This window comes from Alloacidobacterium dinghuense, from assembly GCF_014274465.1.
GTDB lineage: Bacteria > Acidobacteriota > Terriglobia > Terriglobales > Acidobacteriaceae > Alloacidobacterium > Alloacidobacterium dinghuense.
The window spans coordinates 2,858,022-2,877,814 of record NZ_CP060394.1 but is presented as its reverse complement, the minus strand read 5'-3'; the positions used below and the strand labels follow the sequence as shown (position 1 = coordinate 2,877,814).

Genomic DNA, 19,793 nt, shown 5'->3' with positions numbered 1-19,793 from the left:
TAGGCTTTGACGCGCTTTGGCGCACTGAATGCTGGCGTACCACGCAGTGCTATCGTTCCCTAAGAACAATGTCCCTGGGAGGCGGCTATGGCAGGACTGCTTCGGGATACACGCTTTGCCGTGAGACAACTGCGCAGGAATCTCGGATTCACGATTGCGGCGACGGTGATACTGGCTGTTGCCATCTGCACCAACAGCACGGTTTTCAGCTGGATCAACGGAACGATGCTGCATCCGATTCCTGGAGCGCGGCATACCGGTGAACTGGTGAGCGTGATGCGAGGCGCGTGGAGCACCTCTCCAACGCCGCCCCTCTCTTATCTCGACTACCGCGATCTGAGAGATCAGAATCAGAGCCTGACCGGGCTTCTTGCCTATCACTCTGACTGGATCACGTTGACGGGCGCGGGAGCCGCGCCTGAGCGCATCTATATCGGGAATGTGTCAGCGAACTTCTTCGACGTGCTGGGAGTGAAGCCTCTGCTGGGGCGGTTCTTTTTGCCCGAGGAAGAAACGCGGCCCGACGCCCAGCCGTATGTCGTGCTCGGCTATTCAATTTGGAAGACGCGCTATGCGGGAGACCCGCAGATTGTGGGCAAGACGATCGAGATTGCCCGGCATCCTGTGACGGTGATCGGCGTAGCGCCGGAGGGGTTTATCGGGGCGGCGCCGGGGCTTCGGGACGATGCATGGCTGACGCTGAACCCGCTTGGGACGAATGAGTATCGGATCACGCATCGCAGCATCGCCTTTCTTATTGTGTTGGGGAGGCTGCGGCCTGGAGTGAGCCGCGAGCAGGCGACGCAGGACCTCGAAACGATCATGCGGCGGATCGTGGCGGCCTATCCGAACGATCACCTGGGAACGAACACCATCACGCTGGACCCGATGTGGCGCTCGCCCTTCGGGGCAAACGTCTACATGGCTGACACGCTGCCTATCCTGCTGGCTATCGCCGGAGTGGTGCTCGTGCTGACCTGCGCCAACGTGGCTACGCTAATGTTGGTCCGGTTTGTGTCGCGGCGGCGCGAGATTGCGATCCGGCAGTCGCTGGGGGCGCAACGCGTGCAGCTGGTGCGGCAGATGGTGCTGGAGGGCGTGATTCTCTCAGCCGGTGCGGGTGCGCTGGCTCTGTTGCTGACGTCGTTGACGGCGAAGACCTTTGCTCGATTCATTCCTGCAAACTCGAACCCCATTGTGCTGAACGGAACCGTGGATCAAAACGTGGTGATTGGGGTCGTGGTGTTGGCGGCGCTGGCCAGCGTGCTCTCCGGCGCGCTTCCAGCGTGGCGATCGTCAAATGTCCCTGCGTCTGAGGCGCTCAAGGATGAGTCGTCAAGCATCTCAGGAGGCTCGCACAACCGGCGGCTGCTCAGCGGCCTGGTGGTGGCGCAGATCTCGTTTTCGCTGGCGCTGCTGGTGATTTCGGCACTGTTTCTGCAGACGCTGCGCAATCTCTCCGCGGGCGACCCCGGGTTCGAGCAGGATCATGTGTTGACGGCGTCTGTGGGACTGTATACCGCCGGCTACTCCAGCGACGAGGTGGATGCGATCTGCCACAAGATTCTCGACCGGGTAGCGGTATTGCCGACTGTAACGGTTGCGTCGCTCACCGATTGGATGCCGATGAACTTCAACCGCAAGACGGATGACGCATACCCGGAAGGGTATGTGCCACGCCCGCATGAATCGCTCGAGGTGCAACATGCTGAGGTGACGCCTCGATACTTCGAGACGCTGGGCGTGCCTATCCTCGAAGGGCGCGACTTCGCACAGTATGACGACCGAAAGGCGCCGCTGGTAGCGATTGTGGACCAGACGGCCGCGAAACGGTTTTGGCCAGGGCAGGACCCGGTGGGGAAGAGGCTCCATATAGGGAACAGCGTTGCTGCGGTCATTGGCGTGGTGAAGAACACGAAGCACGAGTTTATGAACGAACGCCCCGCGCCGATGGTCTACATGAGCTACTTCCAGCGAGGTTTCGAGACCATTGTGCAGGTGAGGACGCAAGGCAATCCGAACGACATAGCACCGGCGGTTGAGAGCGCAATTCACGAGATTGATGGGCAGCTGCCAGTCTTCGACATCCGCTCCATGCGCGAGACCACGCAGATGGCGACGATCTTTGCGGTCATGCAGAGCACGTTTGCGGGCATCCTGGCGGCGATCGCGCTGATCCTCGCGACGACCGGCATTTATGGTGTCGTGGCGTACCGCACGGCGCTTCGCACGCACGAGATCGGCATCCGCGTCGCACTTGGCGCTTCACCCGGTGACGTTCTAAGGCTCGTGCTGATGCAAGGGCTTTCGCTAACAGCGATCGGGCTAAGTTTAGGGCTGGCGCTCTCGTTCAGCCTCGCGCACTTCATTGCCGCGTGGCTCTACGGGGTGGGAGCCAACGATCCTCTGACGGTCATCGTGGTTGTGGTGTTGCTTGGGGCGATGTCGGTTCTCGCATGCTACTTTCCCGCGCGACGCGCGACGCGCGTCGACCCCGTTGCTGCAATACGCGCGTCGTAAACGAAGGCGAATTCGCGCTGAGGTTGAGCAGTAGTCCTAGGGAGGGTCGAGCCCTCCAACGCTCCCGCCGAAGAATATTGATGCAATCAGGCCTTAGCACTTTGACATCGTGTTCCTCGCCATTGTTTTAGCTTCTCCAGAGCACGCTGCGTGGACGAAATCGTAACGGTCGCCTGGACGAGCGTCGTTTTGGCACCAGATATCCAAAATGGCAAAGTGACTTCGTATGATATGCGATGAACGCAAAGCGGCCTCAGCGAGCATACAGAGGTGGAGCGTCGAACAACTTTATTCTCAATCAATCATAAACATCCCATAACTGGCAGGTAGGTGGGCATAGATAGGCGATTCGAAGGCGAAGCGGGTCATCCCGACCTTTTTATTCAATGAGCATGAGCCGAGTTTTGGTTCGGCCGCGCTGATCAGCGGAGGGAGAAGTGGCGTCCGATCTTTCGCTAGACGCATGGCATTTTTTAGCAATATATACACTAGCTTCGCTTCTGTTGTCGTCGATAGACCTGCTGCGCGAAGACGAGTGCATCGAGTGCCGCTCGATCTTACCAACCAAAAAGGCCCACGACAGCGAGTTCGGCGGCTCGGTGTCGTAGGCCTTAGATTGATAAGATTAAATAACGTAATTGTGGATTGTTAAGATACTACATTTTGCGTTTTCCTATGAGGGCGGGTTTTGAAGACAGGACTTCAAGGCGATTGCTATCAATTCACACGCGAGTACGGTCGAAATCTCTCACAGCTTTACAATGACCGTCTTTATCTCAGTGTACTGCTGCAGTCCATACTCGCCCAGCTCGCGTCCAGTCCCTGACTGCTTGAACCCACCGAAGGGAGCTCTGGTGTCTAGGATGTTGTAGCAGTTCACCCACACCGTACCAGCCCGCACGTTGTTAGCGATTGCGTGAGCCTTCCTGATATCACGGGTCCAGACACCTGCCGCCAACCCATAGTTCGTCTTGTTCGCCCTTGTGACAACCTCCGCGAGATCCTTAAATGGGATTACACTCATTACCGGTCCGAAGATTTCTTCCCTGGCAATCTTCATGTTGTCGTGAACATCGGCGAACACGGTAGGCTCCACGAAGTAGCCTAGATTTCCAACACGCTTGCCGCCGCAGGCAAGTGTGGCGCCCTCATTTTGCCCTGATTCGATATAACCCATCACTCTGTCGACCTGTGCTTGATCGATTTGCGGACCCTGCTCGGTCTGGGGATCGAAGGGGTCTCCGACGATGCGTTTGCTGGCGCGGGTTACGCTCTTTTCTACGAATTGATCGTAGATCTTCTCTTCGACAAACACTCTTGATCCTGCGCAACAGATCTGGCCCTGATTGGAGAACAATCCCAGGTGAGCGCCCTCCACCGCTTCGTCAAGATCTGTGTCCTCAAATATGATGTTCGGGCTTTTCCCCCCCAGTTCGAGAGTGACTCGCTTTAGGTTTGATCTCGCGGCAGCTTCCAGGATGAGGCGCCCAATCTCAGTGGAACCGGTAAATGCCACCTTGTCTATGTCCATATGACGCGCGATCGCTGCGCCGGCTATGGGGCCAAAGCCAGGCACCAGGTTGACGACGCCCTCGGGAAAACCCGCATCCACTACCAGTTCCCCTATGCGCAGCGCGGAGAGAGGTGTTTGCTCGGCCGGCTTCATCACGACGGTATTTCCCGTGGCCAAAGCCGGGGCAAGCTTCCACGCCTGCATGAGCATGGGGTAATTCCACGGAATGATTTGCCCCACCACGCCGATGGGCTCATGACGTGTGTAGCAGAAAAAGTCGCCGTCAATGGGGATCGTTTTTCCCTGAACCTTGTCGGCCCACCCTGCGAAATACCGATAGCAGGCAACTGTTTTGGCAACATCTACCCGCTTTGCCACTGAGACAGGCTTACCGTTGTCCAGGGCCTCTAACTGTGCGAGTTCGTCGGCGTGGCCTTCGATCAGGTCAGCGAGACGGTAAAGTAGCTTGCCGCGTTCGGACGCATGCATTTTTCTCCACGGTCCTCGCTCGAAGGCATTCCGCGCTGCCTGGACAGCCTTGTCCACGTCGAGTTCATGGGCTGCGGCCACCCGACAAATCTCCTCGCCGGTAGAGGGATTGATCGTCGCGAAAGTCTCACCCGACTCGCTCGCAATCCAGCGATTGTTGATCAGAAGCTCAGTCGCTGAAGGAACAATTCGGGTTTCTGTTGGCATTGAATAGGTCGAGGCCATGCGAGGGAACTCCTTTCGACAAGACTTTACAGGTATGTTGTTATCGCTTTTTAAGCGCTACCGTTAATCACCGGTGACGCTGATGAGTTACAGGATCGTCAACATGCTAGTAGAAGGCGTAGAGATCGCAGTTGACTCCTGATGATTCGGGAAACCAGCTGAAGTAGAAGCGTCAACCTCTGTTGATTGTGGCGACATCAAGACATCAACACCGCTGGCTTTCACTGCAACTCCGCCGGTCCGTAAACGGCGCTTTTTCTGTGCCCATATGTACTGCAACCAGCTTCTATAGATGCAGACCGCTGTCTCGCGCCAGGTGTTTTCGACATCTATCCGCTCCAATTTCCCGAAGACTTGCGCCAGTAGCTCGTCACGCGGATTGATCGTTGCTTCTTGTTCCAGTTCCGTCAATGCAATCACTGTATCGCGGTCGAAATAATCCTGCGGCATTAAAGGATACCGATTTGTTTCTCCTCGCAGATACCGGCCTACATCTCTGCGATATTCGAGCAGAAGAGCATTGGATTCGTATTCGGGATGACCTTGGAAAAAGACAAACATGCTCTTGTACTTTTTGATGAATGTATCAACGCCGGCATCCGCGGTCCTGGTGAGCACCGAATATCCTCTGGAGGTCAGTTCGCTTTCCGGCAAACCGTTCCACCGGGAATGCGGAAGCCTAAAGCGAGAGGGTGTCTTTGCAGTGAGTGAATGATCTGAGACTCGGGTGCAATTAAAGACCCCGGAGTGTTTATGGTCGCTTCTGATCCTGTGAATGCCGTCGAGATAGAGAGTAGCAGCGTGAGTGGCAAGACATGACCAGATAGTCGAGTAGGTGTTGTCCCGCGCCCAATCTAGGACCGCCGTGAAACTTTCCCAGTATGGTTCGTCCGCGAGATTCGGCGTCGCAGGCTCCCTTCCGGTAACAATGAGCCCATCGATCTGTGTGTCCCACAGGTTCTCAACGCTCGAATAGGACTTACTGACATGGCGGGCACCCAATTCGTTTCGAGGGACACCCGGCAGCGAATAGAGCACCATGCGGACTGAAATACCGTGAGAAGACGAATTGAGGAGTGAAAGAAACTGGCGTTCCGTTGCCTCAAGGACTCCATCCGGCATGTTGTTGATCAATCCAATTGTGAGGGAGTTACCCGACCGATCCAAGCACTCCGCAAACGGCTTAGCGCAAAGCCCTTTCGCGCATGGTTGCCTGTCGGAACTGGATGGATTTGTTTGCAAAAAGGCAGGCATAAATATCTCCCTCAGGTTGATATGAGCCACTCGGGGAAAAGGAATCAGCCTAGACCGTCGCGTCGAGCGCCTGATCCAGATCTGCGATGATATCTTCGCTGTGTTCGATCCCGATGCTGAGCCGGATCATCTCCGGCTTGACGCCGGCGTGGAGTTGTTCTTTTGCCGACATCTGTCGGTGAGTCGTCGATGCGGGATGGCAGGCCAACGACTTGGCATCACCCAGATTGACAAGGCGTGTCACAAGTGTGAGCGCATCATAAAACTTAACTGCAGCCTCGAAGCCGCCCTTGAGACCGACGGTCATCAGAGAACAGGCGCGGCCACACAGATATTTTTTCGCGAGCGAATAATACGGACTGCCAGGCAATCCGGTGTAATTGATCCATTCGATCCTGGGATCGTTGCGGAAGAACTCGGCAACTCTCCTGCCATTTTCGACGTGGCGGTCAATCCGCAGCGCAACCGTTTCGATTCCCTGGAGCAACAGGAACGCGCTCATAGGCGACAACACAGCGCCGGTGGTCCGCTGATAAACACTGCGGCAGCGTCCAATGTAGGCTGCCCTCCCGTAGTGTTCGGTGTAGACCAAACCATGGTAGGAGGGATCCGGCTGGTTAAACATGGGGAACCGTGAAGTGTGCTCGTTCCAAGGGAAATTCCCGCTGTCGACAATGGCCCCTCCGAGTGTTGTGCCGTGTCCACCCAGAAATTTTGTAAGAGAGTGAATAACAATGTCGGCGCCATACTCAATCGGCCGTAGCAACATGGGCGTAGCCACTGTATTATCGACCAGCAACGGCAACCCATGCTTGTGCGCGATGAAGGCTAACTCCTCGATGTCGCAAATATTTCCTGCCGGATTCCCGACACTCTCACAGAAGAGCGCGCGCGTTTTGTCATCGATCAATCTCTCCAGCGCTTGCGGGCAATCCGATTCTCCAAATCGGACATTCACACCCTGGCTTGGCAGGAGGTGACTGAACAGGCTGTGCGTGGTTCCGTAGAGCTGAGGAACCGACACGATGTTGCTTCCCAGCTCAGTGACGTTCAGGACCGCATAGTAAACCGCGGCCTGCCCACTGCTGACGCACAGGGCGTCCAGCCCTCCTTCGAGCGCCGCGACACGCCGCTCCAGTACTGCGGTGGTCGGGTTCGAAATCCGCGTGTAGCGATATCCTTCTGCCTCCAGATTGAATAGCGCCGCCGCATGATCTGCACTATCAAACGCATAGGAAACCGTTTGATAAATAGGTACAGCCACAGCCTTCGTGGTTGGATCGAGTTCGTAACCACCATGAACGGCAATCGTTTCTCGTTTCATACTCCTCATCTGCTCGTGGACTGTACAGGGATAGCCACTGTCTGATTCGACATGCTTTGACCCGAATCTTGTAAGAAGAGACGGTTCATCTCGTCCACCACCCAGTGAATATCAGCCTCAGTCGTTCTGAAACTCGTGATGCACGCCCGCAAGACTGGAGCCCCTCCAATCGAAGCTTCCGACATCCATGCGACCTGCTGCTCTCGGAGTGTGGCCAGAAATCTGGCAGGAACAAGTCCATCTCGGGTGAAGCAAACCAGAGGGAGCGGTGTTGAGTTGATAATGCGCCAGCCGGAGGCATCGAGCGCCTCCCTCAACACGTTACCCATACGCGTCTGGTGCTCGATCAGGTCAGCCTGCCCTGATTCGCCATGCTGCGCAAGCGCCATGAAGAGCTTTAGACCGATAAAGCGGCGGGACCATTGCACCGAGGTCATGAGAGGATCCGTGACCGTCTGATCCGTTTTCTTCGGCATGTAAGAGATGTCCACACGGAATGCCTCGAGAACGCGATCAGGATGCCGGCAAAAGAACATCCCACAGCCCATGGGGACAGAGAACCACTTGTGCGCATCGCATGTAATCGAGTCTGCGGTATCGATTCCGGAAAGATAATGCTTGAGCTTTGGTGAGATGATTGCTGCACCACCCCACGCCGCGTCGGCATGAAACCATAAGCCTTCTTCCCGGCAAAAGCGCCCGATCTCGTCCAGGGGATCGATGATACCGGCCGCCGTAGTCCCAGCGGTGCCGACAACCATGAACGGGGAGAACCCGTTCTGGCGATCCTCAGCCACTCGTCGTTCGAGATCGCCGAGATCCAGCTTCAGATGTCGGTCCGTCGCCACCGTTCGGAGGGCCCTTCTACCCAGCCCCGTCATATGCGCAATTTTGTTGTACCCGTTGTGAGCCTCTTCTGTGAGATAGATCGCGGGCGATGCAGCCAGGTGCCGAAGCCCGTGTTCGCCATAGTCTGGGAAGGCCCGCGTTAAGGCGACAACAACCGCTGAAAGGTTCGCTTCCGTTCCGCCGCTCGTGAACGTCGCGATGGTCGTCGCAGGAAGACCAAACTTTGCGGTTAGCCAACCGAGCGTATGCCTTTCGATCTCATTCGCAACCGGCGAGGTTCGCCAATTCGCAAGTTGGGGGTTGTACATAGCAACAAGCGTGTCGGCGATGACAGATGCAAGGGTTACGCTCGGGTTGAAGAGGCCAAAGTAGCGAGGATGCGTCACCTGCACCTGCCACGTCCGCAGCATTTGCTCTACGTCGGAAATGACTTCCTCAAGAGTCCGCGTTTTCTTGAAGTCATACCGTGAGGCGAGATAGCTTCGGATCTCATCTGGCGTCACACAAGGGAAAATGGGGCCGCGCGCAATTTCTGCCTGCAGCGTTTCAAATTCGTCCCCAAACTGACTAATGATCATTCACACCCTTTTGCTTAAGCGCAATCTCGATAGAGATGAATTTGCATGTCTCGAAAGTGCTCCCTGGGACCGGATTCTGATTAGAACCGGAAGCTACAGGCGAATCCGTCCCTTTTGAATGCGATCGTAGAGAGTCTTGTCGAGCTGAACAAAAGCCTCCAATTTTGAATTATCAAGATATATAGGATCCGACGTGATGAGAGGGTCATATCCTTGGCGCACCAGATCCGTCTTCGAGTACTTAAAAGTTCCTGTGACTTCGATATCCTTCTGAATTCGGAGGAATACAGGGCGCGCGTACGAGGGAAGGCGGCTCACCAGGTGTTTCCTAAAAGCAGAGAGATCCATCTCGTGATCGGCAACGATCGCAGCCATGCCAGCCCGGCCTTGTGTAGAGGGAATAGTCACTCCGTAGACGTTGGCGTGCATCACTCCAGGAAATGCACAAATTGCCTCAGAGACCTCGGAGGTTGCAACGTTCTCGCCCTTCCATCGAAATGTGTCGCCGATGCGGTCGACGAAATAGAAAAACCCCTTCTCGTCCTTCCGCATCAAGTCGCCGGTGCGAACCCAAGCGTCTCCGCGCTCAAAAACATCGCGCAGGATTTTTCGTTCTGAGGCTTGCTCATCCAGATAGCCCTCGAAGCGGCTGCCTACGTTCGAGGGATCGTGCACGATTTTGCCGATGGCTTCGCCGGGTTCGTCCGGAGCACAACGAATACAGAATCCCTGATCATTGCGAACTGGCTCGCCTTTGTCGACATCGAATCGCACCAAGGCCGGCGAAAATCGATGCGCCAAATAAGGTGGGATGCGGCCAATCGCGCCGCATTTCCCTTCTACGTTGAACAATGAGACGCCACCTTCGGTGGAAGCATAGAATTCAAGAATCCGCGGAATTCGGAACCTATCCTTGAAGGCATCCCACACATCGGGTGCCAGCCCATTACCACAGGCTAATCTGATTCGATGGTCGCGGGCCTTCGACGGCGGAGCGACGTGGAGTAAGTAGCGACAAAACTCGCCGATGTATTGGAACATCGTGCAATCCCAACCAATAACATCGCTCCAAAACTGACTGGCCGAAAACTTCTCGCAAATGACGACGCTACCGCCACCGACAAGAGTCGCGCCCGGTACGAGCACCCCGCCGATGCTGTGATACATCGGTAGGCAGTTGTACATTCGGTCTGCAGGCTGCGCATCCATCATGCCTGCAAACCAATGGCTCCATTGGAGGACACGAGCATGGCTGATGTTAGCGGCCTTTGGCAACCCCGTGGTGCCGGAGGTAAAAATATAAAGTGCCCGATCTTCTATAGTCAGCAACGGCCGCTCGCTGCTGTTCAGCTTTTCACAAGGCTGCTGTTGAATGTCGTGGTCGATACGTTGGAATCGGGAATGGTCTGCTCCGTGTGTCCAGATCGCCGGTGGCGCCGCGACCCCCGGCAGCGCAGTACTCAGCGAATCAACGAGTTCTCCGGCCACGATCAGATGCTTTGGAGCGACAATATTGACGCAGTGAGCGAGAGAGGGCCCGATAAGATTGGTATTGAGCAGGGCGACTACACCGCCGACACTTGTGATCCCAAGCCATACAGCGAAATATTCAGGCCGATTCGTCATCAGCAGGCCGACGACGTCGCCTTTTGCGATGCCTTGCCCGAGCGCCCAGCGTGCGTATTGGTTCGAGCGCTGAGCAAGTGCCCTGTATGTAAGGCACTCGCGGTCGGAAAGAAGAGCTGGCGCGTCACCGAAATGCGCAGCTCGTTCCTCGATCACTGTCGACATGATGCGATCGCGATTCCGGACGATGTTTGCGGTTAACTCCAGCCCGCGCAACCAGCATTTGGCAACAGAGCCACCAGAATTGAGAGGAGCTGTTGTCTGTACTTCACTCAAGCCGTATTTCCCGCATCGACGGTCAGTACCGTACCCGTTATATTCTTCGCTTTATCGCTCAGAAGAAACTCAACTGCATTTGCTACATCGTCTACGTCTGCAAGGCGCCGGAGGGCGCTGCGGCGCTCAATTTTCTGTCGCTGCTCATCGCTGAGTCCCTGCGTCATGTCGGTATCAATGAAGCCTGGAGCGACTGAATTCACGTTCACACCCATGCGGCCAACCTCGCGCGCAAGAGACCGGGAGAATCCGATGAGTGATGCTTTCGTGGCGCTATACACCGAGAGGCCGCTATAGCCGGTGAAGGCGGTGATGGAAGCCAAACTGACGATGCGCCCGCCCCCGTCGGCCATCATCGAGCGCACCACGAACTTCGTGAGCACAATGGGCGACAGCGCGTTTACACGCACAAGCTGCTCGATCTGAGAGGTGGGCATGAGGGGGAGAGCCCCGTCGAAACTCACACCGGCATTGTTTACGAGCCCATAGATCGCACCGAAGTCCTTCCGCAATGTCTTGACCAATTCTGAAATGTTTTCAATCTCAGCCAGATCAAACGGGGCAAAATGAAAGGACCCGGGATTGGCGATCTCGGCCTCCTGCATAGCTGCCGTAAGTTCGCTGTTTTGCCTGCGAGCAATGGCTATGACGCGGTATCCCGCGCCGTTGAGCCTGCGGGCGATCCCCAGTCCCAAACCCCGGCTCCCGCCGGTTACGATTACATTACGCATTGCGACGCATGAGCTTCCCTGATTCAGCGACCGCCAAGGCGGGGACAAAATTGATCGCGGCCGGGACTTTGTGCGGTGAAAGGACTTCCCGGCAGAGCAACAGGATGTCGTGCTGAAGTCCTCGCCCATCGTGATCGTCAGGCTGTGAACTTGTCTTGAGAACTACGTCGGCAACCACGAGCGCGCCGGTAACTGGATTCTTCTTTGTCTGGACAAGCGACATGTGTACCGCCGGATGGCGATTGATGACTGCTTCCACTTCCTCAGGATGCACCTTCAAGCCTCCAACATTGATGACCCCATCTCTTCGGCCGACAAAGTAATAGCGGTCATCTCGCAATTCGATCATGTCACCAGTGTCGACAAAACCATCCCTGCCCTTCAAAATAGGAGCGTCTTCGCCCATATAGCGACTCGCCGTCCGAGTTGAACGGATCCACAATGTGCGATCCTCAACCTTCATTTCCACGTGGGATGTGTTTTCTATCACACTCGCGGGGAAGCCCGCGACACCGTCGTTCACCTCAAACGCCAAACCAGCCTCGGTCGTGGCGAAGGCATGGACGATTTGAGCTTGAGGGTAGACGCACTGGAGATGATTCAGAATGGCCTGATCTGCGATTTCTCCTGACAAGCGAACATATTCCGGCGCAATCCGGTGGGCCGCCGGACTCATCAGCGCACGGCGCCAATGCGATGGTGTTCCAGAGATATGGGTGATTCCGTGAGAGTTGGCCCGAGCCAGAAAGTCCGCCGTGGATTCCTTAGCACTCGACAGCACAAGCGATGCGCCCGTGAGAAGTGCGCGAAGAAAGATCTGCAAGCCGCCGTAACGGCGAATATCGTAGAACGTACTCCAAACGACCTGTCCTGTCTCGGGGCTCCGGCGGTCTATTGCGCCAGATAGGCTAAGCAGGGTGTGGACGACCAGCTTCGGCAACCCGGTCGTACCCGATGTCAGGAGAATCCATTCCGTCCGGTACTGTGCTGTCCTGTCACTGCTACAGAGCGCAATCTCCCCATTGCACGGAATAAATCGTCCGACCCGGCGGTTGCCTAACTCACCCGTTCTCCCGTCCGACACGATGGCATCCACCCCAGCTGACTCGATGACATAAGAGAGATATCCAAGCGGCATGTCGGGAGGATAGAGAACAACGCGGCGTGCGACACCGTCGAGTTCGATCAGCGCCAACGCCGCGGTTAACTGGCTCGTCGTCGCAATAAGAACAGACCGCCCACGCAGTTCATCCGCATGGCCATAAAGCGCAGATCCTTCAGCCAGATCGCCCAGAGCCCTGTCCGCTTCCGCGCCGAATAGAAAGCGCGAAGACAAATCATTTGCGGCGCCGAGCGCACTCCAAATTGATGCGGGGTTATCTTGCAGCATTCTCATAGAAATGAACAAACTCGCCGAAAGTCACCGGGAAAATAGCATCTTCGGAGGTGCTGAGTGGATCGAATCCCAATTCCGACTCAAGCCGCGCGACCACGATAGCGAAGCACAGCGAGTCGAGACCCGATTCCAGTAGCTCCAAGTCATCGGTTAGCGCCGCTAGTTGTAGTCCCTGTTCTTGGGCGACCTGAATGAATTGGTCTGCGATTGTGGATCGAACATTCATATCTGCAAATTCTCTACTTTCCAAGACAAAGGCTATACATACGGACGATTCTTGAGAAGTTTGACGTGGCTTCTAAGTCCGTCGCGTTAGAACCTAACATGCTTACAGGACTTCTTTACGATTTCTCAAGGGGAAATAGCCATTCAGCCATTCTTCAGTGTGCTGACGCACCGCCGCCCGAGCTTGGTGGTTCGCAAAAGAATGATTGGCGCCCTCGACCGATCGTACGACAACCTGACTTCTGCGACCGGCCAATCCCATAGCGTACTTAAAATAGTCGAACTCACCGACTCTCGGTTTCGCACCCTGCGTCTTGAATCCTGGTGCCTTGAGGATAAGGATAGGCATGCCGGTTGATGTCATTTCCTTCCAGCGGCGGAGGAGGAGAAGATTCGCATTCTCGGGGAGCACATTTCGGCGAAAGGCCAAACGAATCCCCTTCACGCGATCAAAGATACTGCTTAAGATTCCGCCAAGACGACTTCGTGTAGCCCAGAGGCTCAGCTGAGCACGAATCTTCGGTCGTATCGTCTGCCGGAACTGGAAATAGGGTTCCATCAAAATGAGGCCTCTGCATTCTTTGGTTGCGGCTGCCGTAAAGATTGCAGATACCGTGCCGGCACAATGTCCCACCAGGAGTACGCCCGATAAGTTGAACCGTGCCACGAGTTCTCTTACTTTGGCGGAGGCAACCGATGCATAGCCCCCCAGATTAATGAAGTCGAGCCAATCTTCTGGAGGGTCTCCCACAGAGTCTCCAAATCCTGGGAGATCAAGTCGAAAGGACGGATAGCCGCACTCAGCAAACCAGTCGGCCCACCAAACCGCGGCATCGCCATTCCCGGCTCGGGTGGCCGAGAGGCCGTTCAGGATCAACACGCCGACGCGATCTCTGTTGATCAGTTCAGATTGCGAGTCGTAACTGTCTTCGCAAGTTTTGTGATAGGTAGCGATGGCGGCGGCATCGAGGCTATCCAGTACAATCAGCTCACGCCCTTGAATACTCTTCTTCATGACTCCCTAGAGTTGGTAGGCCTAAGGCTCCGGTAATCCAATCGAAATTGCACGAATACAGCCAACTACAATCTTTAACTTCGTCGTACCTCGAGTACGGCATAGCTAAAGAAGCTGCATCTTTGCCAAATCTAACTATCTTCACAGGCTTCTTGTAAGCCTGGTAAGACAAGCCTTCGTTTTCCATGTTTGCCGGCAGAGTGAAACCAAAAGAGTCGTGCCAAAGGCGCCTCGACCATAGATATCCGTGGACTTCGATAAAAGTGCCTCGCTCAAGTTGGCGAATGTATTCAGAGGCAGGCGTTCGATTCTCGGGAGCCTCCCAGAGTTGTTCCAATCCTGCCCAACGCAGGAGGCCCGAGCGTAGCACTTGGTTTGCGTTAGCAGGCGGAGACCATAGGAGTAAAGCGTCACCAGTACCCTCATGGAAAGCCCTACCAGCGAGGATGGCGCCCATTTCGAGACCATGGAGGAGAAGCGGCATACTTGGCGACCTACTCGCAACCCACTTAGCAATGAGCTGGACGTCTTCGCTCCAATTTTCAAGACTCAACTCTTCAAAGACTCCCGTGCTTTCACCGACACCGCGATAGTCATAGCGAAGAACTTCGATTCGCCTCGAGGCCAGATATCGGGCCCAGCGGACCCACGGATGATATGAAAAATGCCGTTCGGCAGCAAATGGTCCTACAAGCAAAACTCGGGCCACCGGATCCATCGCCTGATGCAGCACGGTGTAAAGATGCGCACCCGGTACCGTGAAATACCGAGCTTGCTCTGGCAATCCAACTCTTGTTGGACTCTGTGTTTGCATTTGCGATGTTCCTTGTGGCTCGATCAGGCTGTGAGGATTGATATCCGCTGGAAGATGATGGTTTGAATCAGAGTTCTGAGCAGATAAACACCTTCCAGGGGGTCCGCCCCGACACTGAGGGGGTTGACGGTCATCTCCGCGACGAGTGCCGTGAAAAGCCCCTGGGTGTGTGCAATATCACAGACACCGTGCACATCTGTGTATTCCATCTCTGCGGAGCCTTGGGCTGCCGCTAGGTCCGCCAAGTAGGCCATAAACCTTTGGATGAATCCTTCGAAGAAGGCCATCGTTACAACCGACTGCACTCCTGAGAGCCGGCCCAGGAACAGCCGAACATTCGTCAAGTCTTCATGCACGGCGAGCGCGTCTGTGTCCGTGGGAAGAGCGCCGGCTGCAATTGCGAATCTCCGCAGCATTGCAGGATGAGCATCGCGCACTTCCTCGTGGAGATTATCCAGGAGAATCGGACGGGCTTCTTCCGACTGGACCGCGAGATAGGTCGCGGTCATCCAATAGATGAAGTTTCCTTCAAGGACAGAGGTATATCTCGCGATAATCCCACGCCGCTCTTTGTTAGTTAGCTTTTGCGGGTCGGGCAGCGAAGTCACGAGTTCATTTATCATGCTCTCGATCTTCGGTTGGATACACGCAACAAGCGATTCGCTCTGTAACTGCGGATAGGACACTAACGTAGTCATAGTCTATTTTCCTCTTGGCTTAGCCAAAACACTGGTATTCAACGTAAGCGAGGGGAGATGCGAGATTAGGTTCCTCGGTAACTTAACGACCTACGCACTTAGACAAATGGCGATTAATTCGGCGGAAACTCAACGGCTGAAGCGCAACAGATCGTTGGTAAATACAATCGGCGGGTCACGTTCGTAGCCGTCTTGGCGCCGATTGATTTTGGCATAATAGGGGTTGATTCAGCCCCCTGCTGAACAGGGCTTCGCCTATGTCACTCCCAACTGGCCCTATCACTGCAGTGGAACCTCTTAACAACCCGCGGCCACCCATCCGGTTCAAGCGCGGTCAAGGCAATGGCAAAAACTTCAGACCGCCGATAAAGATCGACAGCCACAACATAAAGCCCAAGTATATTCAGCAATCTAGCAGATACCCAGATCGCTTTGGTAATAAGAAGCTACTAATTGGTTAGCGAGGCGCCTGGTTACTGAATCGAGAAGAGCAGGTTACTCCGAACGAAACTCTTGGTACTTCTCTGCTGTTCGTTCACCCACTTCAGGCGCCGTTCCTGACCCTTTTAAGGACTGTGCCAACCCTGCCACAACGTCGAAGCTAGAAATGGAGTAGATATAAGGCTTTGTCCCTACCGCCGCCACGATATCCGCCCTCCCCTTGACAATCGAATGGAGCGTGCATTACACATCTTGATTATCAAGAGGAGCAGCCACGCCTATGCCCGAATCAAGCGACCTTGTCCAGGGAACTCTGGAAATGCTCGTCCTGAAAACCCTCGCCCTCGATCCCATGCACGGCTACGGTATCGCCCTGCGCCTCGAGCAGGTCAGCGACGGCGTCTTCCGGATCAACCCGGGCTCCCTGCTGCCCGCCCTCAGCCGCCTCGAGCGCGCCGGCCGAATCAAAGCCGAATGGCGCGCCACTGAGAATAACCGCCGCGCCCGCTACTATCAGCTCACGAATCGCGGCCGCAAAGCTCTCGCAGAAGAGCGCGCACAGTGGGATCGTCAGATCTCCGCTATCACCCGCATTCTCGAAGCCTGATCGGAGGATCGCGCCATGTTCAAATCCCTTGTCACCGGACTTCGTGCTCTCTTCCGCCGCGAGCGCCGCAACGCCGACATCCAGAGCGAACTCGATTGCTTCTTGCAGGCGTCCATCGACGACAAGCTGCGCCGCGGCCTCTCCAGCGATCAGGCAGTCTCCGCTGCCCGTGCCGAAATCGGCAGCGCCGAGACCGTTCGAATCAAAGTCTGGTCTGCCGGCTGGGAATCTGCCGCCGATGCTCTCCTTCAGGATCTTCGTTTCGCTGTCCGCCAATTACGTAAGAACCCGGGATTCGCAGCGACCGCGATCCTGGTGCTCACCCTCGGGATCGGCGCGGCTGTCACAATCTTCAGCTTCGTCGACGCGGCGCTCATTCAGCCACTGCCCTACGCGCAGCCCTCGCGCCTCGCCATCGTCTACGAGAGCAACACCCTCGGCCCGCATTTCCATCTCTCATACCTGGATTGGCTCGACTACCAGCGCCGTAACACCGTCTTCACTTCGCTCGAAGCCTTCGCGAACTACGGCTTCATGCTCGCAACGCCCGATGGGCCTCAGCCCGTCCACGGTACGCGCGTCACAGCCGGATTCTTCCGTACCCTTGGCGTCTCACCCGTACTTGGCCGGGATTTCCGCCCCGATGACGACCAGCCCGCTGCGCCCTTTGTCGCGCTCATAAGCTATTCCGCATGGCTGCATCGCTTCGGCGGCGGCCGCAACATCATCGGCCAAACCGTCACCCTCAGCGGCAATGTCACCTCCATCATCGGCGTGCTGCCGCCGAGCTTCCACTTCGCTCCCGCCGAGCCCTCCGAGTTCTGGGGAACCGAGCGACCGGATGGCGGCTGCGAAAAGGTGCGCGGCTGTCACAACCTCATCGGCCTCGCGCGCCTGCGCCCAGGCGTGGGCTTTGCCGCCGCTCTCGCCGATGCCCAGCGCATCGGCCTCCAACTCGCGCAGCAGTACCCCGGCGACGACCACGGCCGCGGAGCCACCATGGACCCGCTCGTCGACGCCATCCTGGGCAGCATCCGACCGCTTCTGCTCATGCTGCTCGCCGGTGCCGCGCTGCTCCTGCTCATCGCCGCCATCAATGTTTCCAGTCTCCTGCTGGTCCGGACTGAGCGCCGCCGCCGCGAAATGGCTGTCCGGGGAGCCCTCGGCGCCTCGTCCTCGCGCCTCGTCTCTCAGTTCCTCACCGAAGGCATCGCTCTCGCCGTGTTCGCGGGCGCACTGGGCCTCGGCTTCGCGTTCCTGCTCATCCGGCTGGTGCTCGGCCTCATCCCCAAAGACTTTCTCGACACCATGCCCTACGTGCGCGCCGTCGGCCTCAATGCACACGTCCTCGCGTTCACCGCATTAGTTACGCTCATCGCCGCGATCATCTTCTCGCTGCTGCCTGCGTTGCGCGTCTCGCACGCCGACCTGCGCGATGGCCTCCAGGAAGTCTCGCGCGGTGCATCCGGCACGGTCTGGCGCCGTTTCGGTTCTAACCTCGTCATCGCCGAGCTTGCGATTGCCATGATCCTGCTGGTCGGCGCGGGCCTGCTCGGTAAAAGCTTCTATCGCCTGCTCCACGTCGATACCGGACTCAACGCCGATGGCCTCGCCACGCTCGATGTCTCCGGCACCATCAAAACCGGTACCGAGCCGGAATGGATCAGCTTCGAGCGCCGCATCCATGCTGAGCTCGGCGCGTTGCCCGGCGTCGCCTCCGTCTCAATCACCGAGCAGGCGCCGCTCGGCGACGGCGACGGCTCGAGCAATTTCGTGATCGTGGGCCGGCCGCCTGTCGATCACAACGAGGTCATCATCCGCGACGTCAGCGCGGGCTATTTCTCCACGCTGCAGGCGCGCCTTGTCCGCGGCCGCTTCTTCGCCGATGATGAGGACCAGTCGCGTCAGCGCGTCGTCGTCATCAACCAGCAGCTCGCGAAGCTCTATTTCCCCGGCGAAGATCCGGTCGGCCAGCAGATCGCTATGGAAGATGGCGATCAAAAAAGCCCCATGCTCGTCATCGGCGTCGTCGACACCATTCAGGAAGGCCAGCCTGACGCCGCTCCGCAGGCCGCCATGTATCGGCCCCGCAATCAGAATCCGTCCCCTCCGAACGATGGATTCACAGTGGTGTTGCGTACCGGTCAATCCGAAAGTTCTGTCCTCTCCGAGGCCGCATCGGCCATTCACGCGGCCAATCCAACCTTGGCCGTCTCCGATCCCGGCACAATGCTTCAGAAGCTGTACGATTCGCCTTCCGCTACGCTGCATCGCGCCTCGGCATGGATGGTGGGCAGTTTCGCCGCGCTAGCGTTGCTGCTCTCTGTTGTCGGCCTCTACGGCGTCGTCGCGTATTCGGTCAGTCTCCGCACGCGCGAAATCGGCGTGCGCATGGCGCTTGGTGCGCAGCGCAGCACGGTCTATCGCATGATCCTGCGTGAAGCCGGCGGTCTCGCCATGGTCGGCATCGTGCTCGGCCTCGCCGGATCGCTCGCGGCGACCACGCTGCTGGGCAAGCTGCTCTTTCAAGTGCGCGCGTGGGATGTGACGACGCTCGCGGCCGTCTCCATCGTGCTTGCCATTGCCGCTCTGGTCGCCAGTTTTCTGCCCGCGCGCCGCGCCGCTTCGGTCGACCCCACAGAGGCGCTTCACGCCGAATAAGTCTCCATGTGCACTTCATCGACAGCCACGTTTACCGACGCCGACTACCAAACGAAAAGTCGGTCGATAGCGCTGCTCTTATAGACGGTCAATAGGAATCTAAGCTCTCAATTGTTGACGCCGTTGCGTTGATATAGCTCGTCAAATATTCAGCCAGCTCGTTGCGATTATCCGCTTGGATAAGTGCGCACTTGGCGATCGGTCTGCGACCGAAAAAAGGAAATCCAACTTTGGCCCCTTTGGACTCCACTCAGTTAACGAGGATGGACTTCAGGAACTCCTTACTACCGTCAGGACCAGTGACTCGGATGGTGATCGGTCCCATCTGCGGTTCAGCCGTCATTTGGAAGGTGAGGAACGGACAACACTCGCGCTCAGCGATCAGCAATTGTGCTGCAAGATCCAGCCATCGTTTCTCGCCGGGGACGCGAAAGGCATATCCATCCGGAAGTTCTTCTATTTTGGTAACTGCGGACTTGAACTCAGCCAGAAGGTTCGTTTCACGTGTGCGCAATTCTTCACTCGTCAAGTTGCAGGCTATTGGTATTCTG

Annotated in this window: 15 protein-coding genes; 3 read left to right on the top strand and 12 right to left on the bottom strand. The window is 56.6% G+C overall.

All coding sequences use genetic code 11. The features are described from left to right. The first annotated feature begins 87 nt into the window (after positions 1–87). Complete coding sequence (locus H7849_RS11675; protein ID WP_186746696.1) at positions 88–2,520, top strand: ABC transporter permease; 2,433 nt, start codon at positions 88–90, stop codon at positions 2,518–2,520. A 748-nt stretch (positions 2,521–3,268) separates the two neighbouring features. Here the strand turns inward: H7849_RS11675 and H7849_RS11670 are convergent. From H7849_RS11670 to H7849_RS11620, 11 genes are all read right to left on the bottom strand, one after another. After that, on the bottom strand, positions 3,269–4,747 hold the full coding sequence (locus H7849_RS11670; RefSeq protein ID WP_186746695.1) for an aldehyde dehydrogenase family protein: 1,479 nt from the start codon (positions 4,745–4,747) through the stop codon (positions 3,269–3,271). 87 nt (positions 4,748–4,834) lie between these two features. Next, on the bottom strand, positions 4,835–6,001 hold the full coding sequence (gene metA / locus H7849_RS11665) for a homoserine O-succinyltransferase MetA (RefSeq protein WP_186746694.1): 1,167 nt from the start codon (positions 5,999–6,001) through the stop codon (positions 4,835–4,837). Between the two features lie 49 nt (positions 6,002–6,050). After that, on the bottom strand, positions 6,051–7,325 hold the full coding sequence (locus H7849_RS11660) for an O-acetylhomoserine aminocarboxypropyltransferase/cysteine synthase family protein (protein WP_186746693.1): 1,275 nt from the start codon (positions 7,323–7,325) through the stop codon (positions 6,051–6,053). Positions 7,326–7,330: 5 nt separating this feature from the next. Continuing rightward, positions 7,331–8,752 carry a pyridoxal phosphate-dependent decarboxylase family protein gene (locus H7849_RS11655; protein WP_186746692.1) on the bottom strand — a complete coding sequence of 474 codons (1,422 nt, stop codon included), beginning with the start codon at positions 8,750–8,752 and terminating at the stop codon, positions 7,331–7,333. A 93-nt stretch (positions 8,753–8,845) separates the two neighbouring features. After that, entirely contained in the window at positions 8,846–10,654 is a 1,809-nt protein-coding gene (locus tag H7849_RS11650; RefSeq protein WP_186746691.1) for a long-chain-acyl-CoA synthetase, read from the bottom strand. Further along, positions 10,651–11,385, bottom strand: a complete 735-nt coding sequence (locus H7849_RS11645; protein ID WP_186746690.1) for an SDR family NAD(P)-dependent oxidoreductase — start codon at positions 11,383–11,385, stop codon at positions 10,651–10,653. The genes H7849_RS11650 and H7849_RS11645 overlap by 4 nt, the downstream gene beginning before the upstream one ends. Then, a complete protein-coding gene (locus H7849_RS11640) occupies positions 11,378–12,781 on the bottom strand; it encodes an ANL family adenylate-forming protein (RefSeq protein WP_222439800.1) in 1,404 nt (467 codons plus the stop codon). The genes H7849_RS11645 and H7849_RS11640 overlap by 8 nt, the downstream gene beginning before the upstream one ends. Beyond that, positions 12,762–13,007 (bottom strand): phosphopantetheine-binding protein, encoded by a 246-nt coding sequence (locus H7849_RS11635; protein ID WP_186746689.1) that lies wholly within the window; start codon positions 13,005–13,007, stop codon positions 12,762–12,764. The genes H7849_RS11640 and H7849_RS11635 overlap by 20 nt, the downstream gene beginning before the upstream one ends. A gap of 102 nt (positions 13,008–13,109) precedes the next feature. Further along, positions 13,110–14,021 (bottom strand): alpha/beta hydrolase, encoded by a 912-nt coding sequence (locus H7849_RS11630; protein WP_186746687.1) that lies wholly within the window; start codon positions 14,019–14,021, stop codon positions 13,110–13,112. Next, positions 13,996–14,739: a serine aminopeptidase domain-containing protein gene (locus H7849_RS27415; RefSeq protein ID WP_432756548.1), complete on the bottom strand. Its 744-nt coding sequence runs from the start codon at positions 14,737–14,739 to the stop codon at positions 13,996–13,998. Before H7849_RS27415 ends, H7849_RS11630 begins: the two co-directional genes overlap by 26 nt. Before the next feature lie 119 nt (positions 14,740–14,858). Continuing rightward, complete coding sequence (locus H7849_RS11620; RefSeq protein WP_186746683.1) at positions 14,859–15,533, bottom strand: iron-containing redox enzyme family protein; 675 nt, start codon at positions 15,531–15,533, stop codon at positions 14,859–14,861. Positions 15,534–16,254: 721 nt separating this feature from the next. Between H7849_RS11620 and H7849_RS11615 the strand changes: the two genes are divergently transcribed. Beyond that, positions 16,255–16,581 carry a PadR family transcriptional regulator gene (locus H7849_RS11615; RefSeq protein ID WP_186746681.1) on the top strand — a complete coding sequence of 109 codons (327 nt, stop codon included), beginning with the start codon at positions 16,255–16,257 and terminating at the stop codon, positions 16,579–16,581. Positions 16,582–16,596: 15 nt separating this feature from the next. Beyond that, positions 16,597–19,242: an ABC transporter permease gene (locus H7849_RS11610; RefSeq protein ID WP_186746680.1), complete on the top strand. Its 2,646-nt coding sequence runs from the start codon at positions 16,597–16,599 to the stop codon at positions 19,240–19,242. A 250-nt stretch (positions 19,243–19,492) separates the two neighbouring features. Here H7849_RS11610 and H7849_RS11605 read toward each other — a convergent pair whose 3' ends face one another. After that, positions 19,493–19,756 (bottom strand): hypothetical protein, encoded by a 264-nt coding sequence (locus H7849_RS11605; protein ID WP_186746678.1) that lies wholly within the window; start codon positions 19,754–19,756, stop codon positions 19,493–19,495. Positions 19,757–19,793 lie beyond the last annotated feature (37 nt).

Excerpts from the sequence above, each read along its gene's own strand:
- H7849_RS11635 (WP_186746689.1), bottom strand. The coding sequence starts at position 13,007 with ATGAATGTTCGATCCACAATCGCAGACCAATTCATTCAGGTCGCCCAA.
- H7849_RS11675 (WP_186746696.1), top strand. The coding sequence starts at position 88 with ATGGCAGGACTGCTTCGGGATACACGCTTTGCCGTGAGACAACTGCGC.
- H7849_RS27415 (WP_432756548.1), bottom strand. The coding sequence starts at position 14,739 with ATGGATCCGGTGGCCCGAGTTTTGCTTGTAGGACCATTTGCTGCCGAA.
- H7849_RS11615 (WP_186746681.1), top strand. The coding sequence starts at position 16,255 with ATGCCCGAATCAAGCGACCTTGTCCAGGGAACTCTGGAAATGCTCGTC.
- H7849_RS11670 (WP_186746695.1), bottom strand. The coding sequence starts at position 4,747 with ATGGCCTCGACCTATTCAATGCCAACAGAAACCCGAATTGTTCCTTCA.
- H7849_RS11630 (WP_186746687.1), bottom strand. The coding sequence starts at position 14,021 with ATGAAGAAGAGTATTCAAGGGCGTGAGCTGATTGTACTGGATAGCCTC.
- H7849_RS11655 (WP_186746692.1), bottom strand. The coding sequence starts at position 8,752 with ATGATCATTAGTCAGTTTGGGGACGAATTTGAAACGCTGCAGGCAGAA.
- H7849_RS11620 (WP_186746683.1), bottom strand. The coding sequence starts at position 15,533 with ATGACTACGTTAGTGTCCTATCCGCAGTTACAGAGCGAATCGCTTGTT.
- metA (WP_186746694.1), bottom strand. The coding sequence starts at position 6,001 with ATGCCTGCCTTTTTGCAAACAAATCCATCCAGTTCCGACAGGCAACCA.
- H7849_RS11640 (WP_222439800.1), bottom strand. The coding sequence starts at position 12,781 with ATGAGAATGCTGCAAGATAACCCCGCATCAATTTGGAGTGCGCTCGGC.
- H7849_RS11660 (WP_186746693.1), bottom strand. The coding sequence starts at position 7,325 with ATGAAACGAGAAACGATTGCCGTTCATGGTGGTTACGAACTCGATCCA.
- H7849_RS11610 (WP_186746680.1), top strand. The coding sequence starts at position 16,597 with ATGTTCAAATCCCTTGTCACCGGACTTCGTGCTCTCTTCCGCCGCGAG.
- H7849_RS11645 (WP_186746690.1), bottom strand. The coding sequence starts at position 11,385 with ATGCGTAATGTAATCGTAACCGGCGGGAGCCGGGGTTTGGGACTGGGG.